The 13485-nt window shown below is 63.1% G+C and carries 10 protein-coding genes; 5 read left to right on the top strand and 5 right to left on the bottom strand.

What is annotated here, in order from left to right; genetic code table 11:
• Positions 1-176 precede the first annotated feature (176 nt).
• Positions 177-689 carry a disulfide bond formation protein B gene (locus XALGPE39_RS02880; protein ID WP_045726905.1) on the top strand — a complete coding sequence of 171 codons (513 nt, stop codon included), beginning with the start codon at positions 177-179 and terminating at the stop codon, positions 687-689.
• Between the two features lie 246 nt (positions 690-935).
• Here XALGPE39_RS02880 and XALGPE39_RS02885 read toward each other — a convergent pair whose 3' ends face one another.
• Positions 936-3059, bottom strand: a complete 2124-nt coding sequence (locus XALGPE39_RS02885; RefSeq protein ID WP_045726906.1) for a TonB-dependent receptor — start codon at positions 3057-3059, stop codon at positions 936-938.
• A 210-nt stretch (positions 3060-3269) separates the two neighbouring features.
• Between XALGPE39_RS02885 and XALGPE39_RS02890 the strand changes: the two genes are divergently transcribed.
• Positions 3270-4667: a 3-deoxy-7-phosphoheptulonate synthase class II gene (locus tag XALGPE39_RS02890; protein WP_045726907.1), complete on the top strand. Its 1398-nt coding sequence runs from the start codon at positions 3270-3272 to the stop codon at positions 4665-4667.
• Between the two features lie 275 nt (positions 4668-4942).
• Here the strand turns inward: XALGPE39_RS02890 and XALGPE39_RS02895 are convergent, their stop codons facing one another.
• Both XALGPE39_RS02895 and typA read right to left on the bottom strand, forming a co-directional pair.
• Complete coding sequence (locus XALGPE39_RS02895) at positions 4943-5425, bottom strand: DUF2127 domain-containing protein (protein ID WP_045726908.1); 483 nt, start codon at positions 5423-5425, stop codon at positions 4943-4945.
• A 12-nt stretch (positions 5426-5437) separates the two neighbouring features.
• Positions 5438-7267, bottom strand: a complete 1830-nt coding sequence (typA, locus tag XALGPE39_RS02900; protein ID WP_045726909.1) for a translational GTPase TypA — start codon at positions 7265-7267, stop codon at positions 5438-5440.
• Between the two features lie 201 nt (positions 7268-7468).
• Between typA and XALGPE39_RS02905 the strand changes: the two genes are divergently transcribed.
• The 3 genes from XALGPE39_RS02905 to XALGPE39_RS02915 all read left to right on the top strand — a co-directional run bounded on the left by XALGPE39_RS02905 (position 7469) and on the right by XALGPE39_RS02915 (position 11840).
• Complete coding sequence (locus XALGPE39_RS02905; RefSeq protein ID WP_045726910.1) at positions 7469-7963, top strand: peptidylprolyl isomerase; 495 nt, start codon at positions 7469-7471, stop codon at positions 7961-7963.
• A 239-nt stretch (positions 7964-8202) separates the two neighbouring features.
• A complete protein-coding gene (locus XALGPE39_RS02910) occupies positions 8203-9189 on the top strand; it encodes a malate dehydrogenase (protein ID WP_045726911.1) in 987 nt (328 codons plus the stop codon).
• A 155-nt stretch (positions 9190-9344) separates the two neighbouring features.
• A complete protein-coding gene (locus XALGPE39_RS02915; RefSeq protein ID WP_045726912.1) occupies positions 9345-11840 on the top strand; it encodes a prolyl oligopeptidase family serine peptidase in 2496 nt (831 codons plus the stop codon).
• A gap of 231 nt (positions 11841-12071) precedes the next feature.
• Here the strand turns inward: XALGPE39_RS02915 and XALGPE39_RS02925 are convergent, their stop codons facing one another.
• Positions 12072-12680, bottom strand: a complete 609-nt coding sequence (locus XALGPE39_RS02925; protein WP_045726914.1) for a glutathione S-transferase N-terminal domain-containing protein — start codon at positions 12678-12680, stop codon at positions 12072-12074.
• Positions 12681-12812: 132 nt separating this feature from the next.
• Positions 12813-13274, bottom strand: coding sequence for a cell wall hydrolase (locus XALGPE39_RS02930; RefSeq protein ID WP_045726915.1), 462 nt, complete (start codon positions 13272-13274; stop codon positions 12813-12815).
• Between the last annotated feature and the right edge of the window lie 211 nt (positions 13275-13485).

The following is a 13485-nucleotide window of genomic DNA, read 5'->3' on the forward strand; positions in this document are numbered from 1 at the left end:
CCACGGCAGTAGCAAAAAGCCCGGCATGTCCGGGCTTTTTTGTGTGTGTGCTTTCGTGTCTGGCCTAGCAGAAGGCGTTGTGAGTCGTCATGCCAGCTATTCCCACCGATGGATGGCGCATGGTAAGCGAGTGGATGGGGGATAATGATCGAATCGTCGTTGCGAGTCCGATTCCAATGAACCTGTTCCGTTGGCGTTTCCGTGCACAGTTTTTGCTCGGTTTCCTGGTCTGCGCCGCATTGCTTGGTTATGCGATTTTTGTGCAGTTGCAACTGGGCATCGAGCCGTGTCCGTTGTGCATCTTTCAACGGATTGCGTTTGCTGCGCTGGGCCTGTTGTTCCTGATCGGTGCATTGCACGGACCGGTGCGCAGCGCAGGGCGCAAGGTCTACGGCGTGCTGGCATTCCTGGCGGCGGGCGTAGGGGCGGGCATCGCCGCTAAACATGTCTACGTGCAGGTATTTCCCGATCCGATGGCATCGTGTGGCGCGCCGCTGAGCTTTCTGCGGCAGACGCTGGGGCCGTTCGAGGTGATGCGTCGGGTGCTGACCGGCACTGGTGATTGCGGCAAGATCGATTGGCGCTTCCTGGGCCTGTCGATGCCGATGTGGTGCCTGATCTGTTTTGTGTTGTTGGGTGTGTTCGCGTTGTATGCAGGTTTCAAGACCAGGCGGCGCTCGCTGCATTGAGAGTCTGCAGGTGGGGCATTGAGCGTGCGCAGTAGTCGCTGTCGCGATGTCCGTTGATGTCGCATCGGTGGCGTCGGCCGCCCGGCAGTCGCTGACGATCACGATTCCGATCCATCGTCTGCAGGCCAGGAGCAAATTGTGCTCCCGGCGCTGCAGCGGCACGTTCCTGGATGTGCCTGATGCCTTTTCTCCGTCTTCCCGCCAGGCCGGCCCGACTCGGGGCGGCCTGGTAGGTCTGCGGCCTGTTTAGAAATCCTGCTGCAGGCTCAGGTAGACGCCACGGCGCGGTGCCCATTGCGGTGCGAAGACGCCGATGCCGCCGCCGTCGCGTAGCTGATAGTGGCGGTCGAGCACGTTGAGTACGGCCAACTGCGCATGCAGCGGATGGCTGCTGCCAAGGCCGAAGTCGTGCCCGGCGCTGAGGTTCAGTTGGAAGTACGACGCGATCGCGCCGCCGTTGGGTACGCCGTTGGCGTCGGTGCGCAAGCCAGTGCCGAACAGGTAGTTCGCGCCGATCCGGCTATCGTCGGCCAGGGCATAGGTGATGCCGCCGGAAGACGTCAGCTTCTGGTCGTGATCGAGGTGGATCCAGTGGTCGTACACATAGGCCAGCGCATCCGGATCGAAGTTGTACAGGCTGGTCATCACCCGCTTGCCCATCGCCTTGCTGTAGGCCGCGTTGAAGTAGGCGTTGACCGGGCCATTGCTGTAGTCGGCGCTGAATTCGGCGCCGCGGATACGGCCGTAGCGGTAGTTGAAGGTGGAATAGACGTAGGCGGCACCGAACTGGCCTTCGTCCTGCAAGCGATCGGCCTTGCGGTAGTAGGTGTCCAGGCCCAGGGTGAGGTGGTCGCCAACGGCCTGCGAGATTCCCAGGTCGTAGTAGTGGCTGCGTTCGCTCAGGGGCGTGGTCGGGCCGCCTGCGGCCGATTGCTGATTGGTGGTGCCGTCGTACAAGGCGATGTCGCTGGTGGAGATCAGCTCGCTGGCTGGCGGGGTGAAGTAGCGCGCATAGCCGGCATGCAGGGTGGTGCTGTCGCTGGCATGCCAGACTACGCCAAGGCGCGGGCTGAGCTGGCCCTCGGTGATGCCGAAGGCTTTGTAACGATCACCGCGCACGCCGTAGTTGATGGTCCAGGCATCGCTGGGCTGCCACTCGTCCTGCAGGTAGACCGCATAGGTGCTGGCGTGGAAGCGGCTGGCATCGGGAATGAACAGCGGCACATCGCTGCTCTGGCTGCCGTCGTCGTTGGCCGGGAAAACGTAAGCGTTATTGCTGGCGATGGCATGTTCGAAATTGCCGTACACGCCATAGCGCAGGGTGTGCGATCCGCCCCACGGGGTGGAAAAATCGGCTTGCACAGTGTTGGCGCGGTTGCTGCGCTGGACCTGCGAGGCGACACCGTTGAAGATCAGGTCGCCTGCGATGTCGGGAGAGAACGCGACGCTGCTGTAGCGTTGACCGGCCGACAACTGATAGTTGGTGGTGCCTAGCTCGCCTTGTAGTACCAAATTGCCGAAGCGGGTGTTCTCGCGTTGGTTTTCGTTGAGCTGCGAGGAGTCGAAGCTGCTGTTGCCCAGATAGGTGAAGGCAGGCGTCTGTCCCGGGTTATTGGGGATTTGAAAGCGGTTGTTGGCGTAGCCGACCATCAAGCTGAGTCGGGTGTTTTCGTTGATCAGGTAGCCGAGATCGGCGAAGGCTTTGCCCTGGTGGGTTTTGTCGTGGTACGGATTACTGCTATCGGTCGGGTTTTCCAGGCCGATGCGGTTTTGCAGGTAGTTGCCGCTGCCGAACCAACTGAGCCGACCTTCGCTGCCCCACCAGGAGGCATTGGGGTTGAGTGTGCCGTAAGAGCCTGCGGTGATGCCGACGCTGCCGCCGTTACCCAGTTCAACGCCGTTTTTCGTGGTGATGTCGATGACCGCAGCGGTGCGGTCGCCGAACTGCGCCGGCAGCGCGCCGTCGAGTAGGCGGATATTCTTGATCGTGCGCGGGTCCAGACTCTGGCCGAAGCCGGAGATGGATTCGGGAATCATCACGCCATTGATGCGGTATTGCAGATTGGCGTGGTCGCCGCGCACGTGGATGCCGCCATAGGAGTCCTGGACCACGCCCGGCGCCTGCAGTAGCACCTGGTTGAGCGGCGTGGAGGCGCCCAACGGCAGGCGGTCGATATCCTCGGCGGTGATCGCGTATTGGCTGCTGCCGATGTCCGGCGATAGCGCGTTGCGCGCGGCTTCGAGTTTGGCGGTGACCGTGACTGGGTCCAGGTCGACAGCCGTGTTGGTGGAGGCGTCGGCAGCGAGGGTGAGTCCCGGGGTAGCCAGCAGGACCAGGGCAATAGCAGTGGTGAGAGTGCGGGGTGTCATGACAAGGCGAGCCAGAGAGAAAGTAAAAGGGATGTTACTAGATAACATTCAATGTTCGGGGCGCCGTTCGCGTCAGTCGGAAGTCATGGCGGTGAAGATTGCGTTACTCGCCATTCAGATCAGTGCCGATTTCGTCGTGTTCCGGCGCGTGTCGCGCTATGCGTCGCGCTCTGGCTCTGCGAACATCGCAAGCTTCCAAGGAGACCTTTCATGACGCTGTCCGCCTCCGTCCCTTTTTCCGAATCCGCCACATCGTCTTGGTCGCCCGCGAGTTGGCGTGGCAAACCTGCGCTGCAGATGCCGGTGTATCCGGATCAGCAGGCACTGGAACAGACGCTTGGGGAGCTGCGCGAATTGCCGCCGCTAGTGACCTCGTGGGAGATCTTTGCGTTGAAAAAACAGTTGGCCGAGGCGCAGGAAGGTAAGCGCTTCCTACTGCAGGGCGGCGATTGCGCGGAGAACTTCAGCGACTGTGCCTCCAGCACCATCTCCAATCGGCTCAAGGTGCTGCTGCAGATGAGTCTGGTGTTGGTACATGGTCTGCGCCTGCCGGTGGTGCGCGTCGGTCGTTACGCTGGCCAGTATGCCAAGCCACGTTCGGCCGACATGGAGACCCGCGATGGCGTGAGCCTGCCCAGCTATCGTGGTGATGTGGTCAATGCGCCGGAATTCACCGCGCAGGCGCGCGTACCGGACCCGCGACGCATGATCACCGCGCATTCCCGCTCGGCGATGACGATGAACTTCGTGCGTGCGCTGATCGATGGCGGTTTCGCCGATCTGCACCATCCCGAGTACTGGAATCTGAATTGGGTGGGTTACTCGCCGCTGGCCGACGACTACCAAAAGATGGTGGCATCGATTGGCGATGCGGTGCGCTTCATGGAAACGCTGTCGGGCGCGCAGCTATACAACCTCAATCGGGTCGATTTTTACACCTCGCACGAGGCGTTGCTGCTGCCCTACGAAGAGGCGTTGACCCGCGAAGTGCCGCGGCAGTGGGGCTGGTTCAATCAGAGTACGCATTATCCCTGGATTGGTATGCGCACTGCGGCGCTGGATGGCGCGCATGTGGAATATTTTCGTGGCATCCGCAATCCGATTGCGATCAAGGTTGGGCCATCGGCGCAGCCGGATCAGTTGCTGCGCCTGATCGACGTGCTCAACCCGGAGGACGAGCCGGGCCGGCTGACCTTCATCCATCGTATGGGGGCAACGCAGATCGCCGAGAAGTTGCCGCCGCTGTTGGAGGCCGTCCGTCGCGATGGCCGCCGCGTGTTGTGGGTGTGCGATGCGATGCACGGCAATACCGAGAGTACCAGTAACGGTTACAAGACCCGGCGCTACCAGAACGTGCTGGACGAGGTGGAGCAGTCGTTCGACATCCATGCCGCGACGGGAACCCGTCTGGGAGGCGTGCATCTGGAATTGACCGGCGAAGATGTCACCGAGTGCATCGGCGGTGCCCGCGAACTGACCGAGCGTGACCTGGAACGCGCATATCGCTCCAGCGTGGATCCACGTCTGAACTACGAGCAGTCGCTGGAGATCGCGCTGGCGATCGTGCGCAAGCAGAACGGGCGCGGTTCACCGTCGCTGTCGGTCTGACTATCGCTGTGGCATTGCGGAGAAAGGAGCGCCGCATAACGTCTGCGTTTCGATCTGGTTCCGTTGGCGGGCCGATACATGACAGATCCGCGTAGCGCTGATCCTGGGCTCCTCGCCTGGTGGTTCTCGCGGTGCATTGCCGGAGACATGCACAGGCACGACGGATTGCGGTGCCCAGACTCTCGGGAGTTCACGGGCACTTGCAAGAAGGCTGATTGGGGACACTTGGCGCGTTTCGTGTGTAAATGAAGACGGCGCCAGCACTGCGTTTGCAGTCAGGTGATGGAGCGTCGTCGCCGTCGCACTAGGTCGCGTGCCAGGATGCCGACCACGGCGAGGTTGATGGCCAGCACGGCCCACGAGGCCCAGCCGGGATGCCGCACGATCGCGTAGACGTCGAACGGCAGGTAGATGGCGGCGGAGATGCAGCCCAGCAAGGAGGCCCATGCCTTGGCGCGCCATAGACCCCAGGCTTCGATGATATGCAGTGCGCCGTAGGCGAGCATGCCGGCGGCAGCCAGATGCACCGCGCCGGGGCTAATCATGTTCAACAGCGATGGCAGTGCGCCGTGATCCGGATCTAGGCTGAAGCGGACGATCAGCCTGTCCACCCCCGCGCGCAGCGGAAGTGGACCCAGTAGTTCCAGGCCCGTGGCCGCCAGCACCGCGAGCAGACCTTTACCGGCCTCCAGCAGTGCGATCACGTGCAGGCCCGGGTGCGCGTGTGGATCCGGGTTGTACGCTTTTTTGGCGGCCATGGGGTGGGGCGATCAGCCAGCGCGACCGGCGCGCTTGCGCTCGTTCTCGGTCAGGTGCTTCTTGCGCAGGCGGATCTCCTTCGGCGTGACTTCGACCAGTTCGTCGTCCTCGATGAAGTCCAGCGCCTGTTCCAGCGTGTACTTGATCGCCGGCGTCAGTTTGATCGCGTCGTCCTTGCCCGAGGCGCGCATGTTGGTCAGCGGTTTGGTCTTGATTGCGTTGACCGTCAGGTCGTTGTCCTTGGAGTGGATGCCGACCAACTGGCCTTCGTACACGTTGTCGCCTTCAGCAGCGAACAGGCGGCCGCGTTCTTCCAGCGGTCCCAGCGCGTAGGCGGGCGTGGCGCCGGGGGCGTTGGCGATCATCACGCCGTTCTGGCGCTTGGCGATCGCGCCCTGTTCCTTCGGGCCGTAATGGTCAAACACGTGGAACAACAGGCCCGAGCCCTGGGTCAGGGTGCGGAACTCGTTCTGGAAGCCGATCAAGCCGCGCGCTGGAATCATGTAATCCAGGCGCACGCGGCCCTTGCCGTCTGGCTCCATGTTCTTCAGCTGACCCTTGCGGATACCCAGCTTCTCCATCACGCCACCTTGGTGCTGCTCTTCGATGTCGACCACCAACTGTTCGACCGGCTCCATCAGCTTGCCATCGATTTCCTTGATGATTACTTCCGGGCGCGACACGGCCAGTTCGAAGCCTTCGCGGCGCATGTTCTCGATCAGCACCGACAGATGCAGTTCGCCGCGGCCGGACACCAAGAATTTATCGGCGTCTTCGAGCTGTTGCACTTTCAGCGCCACGTTGTGCACGGTTTCGCGTTCCAGACGATCCTTGAGTTGGCGGCTGGTCAGGAACTTGCCCCCAGACAGATCCTTATTGCCGGCGAATGGCGAATTGTTGACCTGGAAGGTCATCGAGATGGTCGGTTCGTCCACGGTCAGCGGCGGCAGCGCTTCAGGGGTATCGAGCGCGCACACGGTGTCGGAGATGGTCAGCTCCTGAATGCCAGAGATGGCGACGATGTCGCCGGCTTGCGCGCTGTCTTGCTCGATGCGCTCCAGGCCCAGGAAACCCAACACTTGCAGCACCTTGCCTTGGCGCTTCTTGCCTTCGCGGTCGATCACCGACACCGGCATGTTTTTCTTCAGTACGCCGCGCTGGATGCGGCCGATGCCGATCACGCCGACGAAATTGTTGTAGTCCAACTGGCTGATGCGCATCTGGAAAGGACCGTCCGGATCCACTTCCGGCTTCGGCGCATGGCGCATGATCGCTTCGTACAGCGGGGTCATGTCGCCGTCGCGCACGGAGTCTTCCAGGCCGGCGTAACCGTTCAGCGCCGAGGTGTAGACGATGGGGAAGTCCAACTGCTCGTTGGTCGCGCCGAGCTTGTCGAACAGGTCGAACACCTGATCGATCACCCAGTCCGGACGCGCGCCGGGGCGGTCGATCTTGTTGACCACCACGATCGGCTTGAAGCCCATCGCGAATGCCTTCTGCGTCACGAAGCGGGTCTGTGGCATCGGCCCGTCCATCGCATCGACCAGGATCAGCACCGTGTCCACCATCGACAGTACGCGCTCCACTTCGCCGCCGAAGTCGGCGTGTCCGGGAGTGTCGACGATGTTGATGCGGTTCTCGCGCCAGGTGATGGCGGTGTTCTTGGCCAGGATGGTGATGCCGCGTTCCTTTTCCTGGTCGTTGCTGTCCATCACCCGCTCGGCTAGCACCGTGCGCTCGGACAGGGTGCCGGACTGCTTCAGCAGGCAGTCGACGAGGGTGGTCTTGCCATGGTCGACGTGGGCGACGATGGCGATATTGCGGAGATTTTCGATGGACATGCGAAAGGGGGCCAGCCGGCGCCAGGAATGAAGAGAGTAAGCTCGCTAGTATACCTGCATCTGGTCGTGGCTGCCGGTATGTTGCGGCGGTGGCCGAGCGAGTGCGTTCGTGCGGTGATCGTCGAGCTGGGGCAGAGCCCGAACGGACTGGCGTGTATCCTATGCCTCCTTCATGACGCCCCCGTTTCCTAGAGGAACCCCATGTCTCTGATTGCCCATTTCGACACCGCCCGCGGCACGATTAAGATCGAGTTGTATCCCGACAAGGCGCCGCTGACCGTGGCCAACTTCGTCAACCTGGCCAAGCGCGGCTTCTACAACGGGCTGAGTTTCCATCGCGTAATCGCCGACTTCATGATCCAGGGCGGTTGCCCGGAAGGTTCCGGTCGCGGCGGCCCGGGCTACCGTTTCGAGGACGAGACCGACAACGGTGTGCGCCACGAGCGCGGCGTGTTGTCGATGGCCAACGCTGGCCCCAGCACCAATGGTAGCCAGTTCTTCATTACCCACGTCGCCACGCCGTGGCTGGATGGCAGGCACACCGTGTTCGGCAAGGTGATCGAGGGTCTAGAGGTCGTGGACAGCGTCGCTCAGGGTGACGCGATCAACACGATTACCATCGAAGGCGATGCCGAGGCTGTGCTGGCGGCCAAGGCCGACCGTGTCGCCGAGTGGAACCGTCTGCTCAGCGCTTGATCCTTGCGGGCCGCGCGGCTAGCCCAGTGGCCGGTCGCGTCGGGCCTGCGTGTTACGCATGCGCCCGGTCGCCGCGTCGTCGCTGTGCCAGATAGTGACGGCGTGTCGATCCCGGCGTTCGGCCTGCACGCGTTCGAACATGGCGCCAACACAGCGTCGAGCGTGTGGCTGTCGCCCTTGCTTTATCCCGGTCTCCTGACCAAATTCGTCTCACTCTTTACTTAGCAGAGGAACCCCCCATGAAAGCACCCGTCCGTGTTGCCGTGACCGGCGCTGCCGGCCAGATCGGCTATGCCCTGCTGTTCCGCATCGCTTCCGGTGAAATGCTGGGCAAGGATCAGCCGGTGATCCTGCAGTTGCTCGAATTGCCGATGGAGAAGGCTCAGGCCGCGCTGAAGGGCGTGATGATGGAGCTGGAAGATTGCGCGTTCCCACTGCTGGCCGGCATGGTCGGCACCGACGATGCCGAAGTCGCGTTCAAGGACGCTGACATCGCCCTGCTGGTGGGCGCGCGTCCACGTGGTCCGGGCATGGAGCGCAAGGATCTGTTGCTGGAGAACGCGAAAATCTTCACCGCGCAGGGCGCGGCGTTGAACAAGGTCGCCAAGCGCAACGTCAAGGTGCTGGTGGTCGGCAACCCGGCCAACACCAATGCTTACATCGCCATGAAGTCGGCGCCCGACCTGAACCCGAAGAATTTCACCGCGATGCTGCGCCTGGACCACAACCGCGCGTTGAGCCAACTCTCGGCCAAGCTCGGCAAGCCGGTCGGTGGCATCGAGAAGCTGGTGGTGTGGGGCAATCACAGCCCGACCATGTACCCGGACTACCGCTTCGCCACCGCCGACGGCGCTTCCATTGCCGAGGCGATCAACGACCAGGAATGGAACGCTGGGACCTTCATTCCCACCGTGGGCAAGCGTGGTGCGGCGATCATCGAAGCACGCGGTTCGTCCTCGGCGGCCTCCGCCGCCAACGCCGCCATCGATCACGTGCGCGATTGGGTGCTGGGTAGCCATGGCAAGTGGGTGACCATGGGCGTGCCGTCCGATGGTTCCTACGGTATCCCGGAAGGGGTGATGTTTGGCTTCCCGGTCATCACCGCCAACGGCGAGTACACCTTGGTCAAGGATCTGCCAATTGACGCGTTCAGTCGCACCTACATCGACAAGACCCTGGCCGAACTGGAAGAAGAACGCAGCGGCGTGGCTCATCTGCTGAGCTGATCGTTGTCGCGATGGTGAGGTCACGGAACGCCGGGCATTGCCCGGCGTTTCGCATTTTGAGACAGCGTGCACCGGACGCGTATGCCGTTGGTACGTGTCGCGGTCGCGAGGCGATGTGCTACGTTGCCAGCGCCATTTTTGAGGGGTATCGGATCATGCTCATGCCGTTACGTTGGATCGGCGTGCTGGCGCTTGCCAGTGCGTTGCCTGTTCTCGCCCATGCCGCCGATGGCGGTTATCGACAACCACCCCAGCCGCTGTTGAGCGTGATGCGTGCGCCGCTCAATCCGTCGCCGCGATTGGACCCGACCGGCACGACGCTGTTGCTTGTGCAGCGCCAGGCGTATCCGCCGATTGCCCGCGTCGCCGAGCCGTACCTCAAACTGGCGGGGGTGCGCGTGGAGCCCCGTACCCACAGCCGTCACGACATGTCCAGCGGCTACGGGATCCGTGCGTGTCTGGATGGCTTTAGCCTGGTCGATGTGGCCAGTGGTCGCCAGACCGCGGTGCACCTGCCTGCCGGTGCCTGTCCGGCGCAGCCGGTGTGGTCGCCGGATGGTCGCCGTTTCGCTTTCAACAACACCGCCGCCGACCGTGTCGAACTGTGGGTGGGCGATGTCGCCACCGGCGCCGTGCATCGCATCGATGGTGTGCAGCTCAATCCAGTGCTGGGTGGCGAAATCCAGTGGCTCGGTGGCAGCCAGGCGCTGCTGGTGCTGACGGTGCCGCAGGATCTTGGACCGGCGCCGCTCAAGACGGCGGTGCCGCCAGGGCCTGAGGTCAAGGAGACGAGCCGTGGCAAGGGCGAGAGCAGCACCTACGAGGCGCGCGACACGCTCTCCAGTCCAGAGGACGAAGCGCAGTTCACTTATTACGCGACCTCGCAACTGATGACCGTCGATGTGGCCAGCGGGCAACAGCGCAAGGTCGGTGTCCCAGCGTTGTATTCGGTGGTCGATGGCGCGCCGGACGGTCGCCACGTGCTCGTGCAGCGCCTGCAGCGCCCTTATTCCTATGTCACCACCTATGGCCGGTTTGCGCATGACGTGGCGGTCATGGACCTGGCCGAGGGCAGCGAGCGGGTGCTGGCGCAGTTGCCGGTGGCCGATCGGGTGCCGGTGCAAGGCGTGCCGATCGGACCGCGCGCTTATTCCTGGCGTGCCAACCAGCCGGCCACCCTGGTCTGGGCCGAGGCCCTGGATGGTGGCGATTGGAAGGCCACTGTGCCGGCGCGCGACAAGCTGTTGACACTGTCGGCACCGTTCACCGGCAAGCCGCGCGAATTGGCGCGGGTGACCCAGCGCTATGCCGGTTTGAGCTGGTTCGCACAGGGCGGACAGGCGCTGCTGGATGAAGTCGATCAGAACCGCCACTGGCGCCGCACCACGCTGTTGGATACCGATCATCCAGGTAGCACCGGGCGGGTGTTGTTCGACCTGTCCATGGACGACTTGTACGCCGATCCCGGTAGCCCGGTCATGCGCCTGCTGGCGAACGGTGAGCCGGTCTTGCAGGAGGACCACGGTGCCCTGTTCCTGGAAGGGCAAGGCGCCACGCCGTCCGGTGATCGTCCGTTCCTGGATCGCTACGACTTGGCGACTGGCAAGACCCAACGTCTGTTCCGCAGCGATGCGAACGTGGACGAGATATTCGCTGGTTTTGCCGGTGACGACCCCACGCGGCTGCTGACCTGGCGGCAGTCCCCGGTGGATCCGCCGAACATCTACCTGCGCACGCTGGGCCAGCCACAACCGAACGCGGCTGCGGGCGAGGTGGCGTATGCCTCCAGCCTCGTGCCCGTCACCCATTTCCCCGACCCGACGCCGTTGGTACGCCAGATCAAGAAGCAACTGGTGACGTACACCCGCAAGGATGGCGTGGAATTGTCCTTCACCTTGTATACGCCACCCGGCTACAAGGCGGGCACACGGTTGCCGGCGATTCTGTATGCCTATCCGCTGGATTATGCCGATGCTTCCAAGGCCGGCCAGGTGAGCGGTGCCGAGGCGCGTGATTTCACTCGCCTGCATTCCTACCAACTGTTGTTGCTGGCCGGCTACGCCATTATCGACGATGCCGCGTTTCCGATCGTCGGCGACCCCAAGAACGCCTATGACACCTACCTGCAGCAACTGGTGGAAAATGCCCAAGCTGCGGTGGACAAGGCGGTGGCGCTTGGAGTGGTGGACCGCGACCGGATCGGTGTGACCGGCCACAGCCATGGCGCGCTGATGACGGCCAACCTGCTAGCGCATACCGATCTGTTCCGTGCCGGCGTTGCCACCAGTGGCAGCTACAACAAGACCCTGACACCGTTCGGTTTCCAGAGCGAGCGCCGCTCGTTCTGGACTGCGCCGCAGGTCTACGCGCAGGCATCGGCGTTCTTCCACGCCGACAAAATTAATGAGCCGCTATTGATCGTGCATGGCATGGATGATGCCAACCCTGGCACCGAGACCACTCAGGCGCCACGCTTGTTCCAGGCGATCCGCGGCAACGGTGGTACCGCGCGACTGGTGCTGCTGCCGTTCGAGCCGCACTGGTACACCGCACGCGAGTCGAACGAGGACGTGGTGGCGGAAATGCTGGAGTGGTTCGACCGCTACGTGAAGCATGCGCCGCCGCGAGCGGCGGCGGTCAAGGCCAAGTAATCGTCCATCGGCACGGCACGGACGGCGCTATTGCGCCGCTCCGTCCATGTCGTTCCCGCGCGGGCTTGCCGTTGGCTTGATAACGTGCGCGACAACCCAATCCACCGGCCGCGTGCTCGCTCTTGACCTGTGCGCGATGGGCGACCCTGCCGAGCTGGCGAAGATTCACCGCGCGCTGGACGGCTGAGGCGCAGTGGCGTCGCCGCACACTGCACACCGCCGTGCCTTGGCTCAGCTCAGGCCTTCGGCCTGCAGTGCGGCTTGCACCTGCGGATCGGCGGACATCCGCTCGAAATGCAGTTGCAGGTTGGCACCGAGCGGAATCTGCTGCGCGCGCGCCCAGCGCATGGTGACGAACAGGTAGGCGTCGGCGACTGAGCGCTGCATGCTGCCCAGCCAGCTCTTCTGTTCCAGCGCTGCGTCCACGCGCGCGTACAGCGTGCGTACCCGCTCGCGCGCATGCTCCTGAGTACGTGCGATTGCCGCCGGGTCGTCCAGGTAACGGGTGCTGCCGAACAGAGGAGGGAAGGCCATATGCAGATCGGTGTTGAGGAACGCCAGCCAGCGTTGCACCTCGGCGCGTCCGCGTGGGCTGCCGTCACCGACCAAGTGCGCGTCGGGAGCTAGATCGGCGATGTAGTTGAGGATCGCCGAATTCTGGGTGAGGACCCAGTCGTCCACCTGCAGCGCCGGCACCGCGCCTGCGGGATTGAGGGCCAGATAGGCGGGTGCCTTCATCGCGGCGGCATCGAGCAGTTGCAGTTCGAACGGCAATCCCGCCCAACGCAGGGCGATGTGATCGGCTAGCGAACAGGCGCCAGGCTTGGCATACAGTTTCATTGCAAGGACTCCGCAAGGTGATCGGGAGGCAAGAGCCTACCCGCAGTGTGGGGTACTTGGCGATGACCGCACGCGTTGACGGTGAGGCCGCAGAACCTGCGGCCCGTGCAGCGTAAGCGCGCTGAAGACTAGCTAGGACGCGTTGCGTGGCCGTAACTTCTGAACGCGATAGAAGGTATGGTCCCCGATGGTGGCGACCTGATAGGCATTGCGCCAATTGGGACTGGCGATCGTATTGGCGACGAAATGGCTGGCACCGGGCACGATTTCCTTACGCCTGCCTTGCGGAAGCGCCCAGTTGCGCTCCGCGGCGAAGGCGACCTTGACCGCATCGGCCCAGGCGCTGTTGTTTTTCAGTTCGGTGCCTGGCTTCACCAGCGTCGGAGCGAACTGCTTGCGCGCAGTCACGACCTGACACATCGAATCACCCCACAGGCCGCTGTCCAAGCGGCGCAGTGCGACTTCGGCGACGGCTTGCTGCCCGCGCAAGGTCTGATCGCGGGCTTCCAGATACACGGTGGTACTCAGGCACAACGAGTCGGCGGCAGGTTGCGGTAGCAGTTGCGATAGCCAGAGAATCCAGGCCAGTTTCATATTACTCCTTGCTCCGTATGGGTCGTCGCGGTGCTGCGCCGGATGGCGCGGCAAGCGAGACGACTTGGCGTCATGGGGAGGCGGCCTGTCACGTGCCGCCCGGATGCCGGTCCAATTTGGAGTCCGGCGGATCCGCCAAGGTGGGCGGATCGGGTGAGAAGGCGCGCACAATAGGGGCTGGGTTCCCAATCGCAACTGAATCTCGGCGGTT

Source organism: Xanthomonas sp. GPE 39 (assembly GCF_000963005.1).
Classification (GTDB): Bacteria; Pseudomonadota; Gammaproteobacteria; order Xanthomonadales; family Xanthomonadaceae; genus Xanthomonas_A.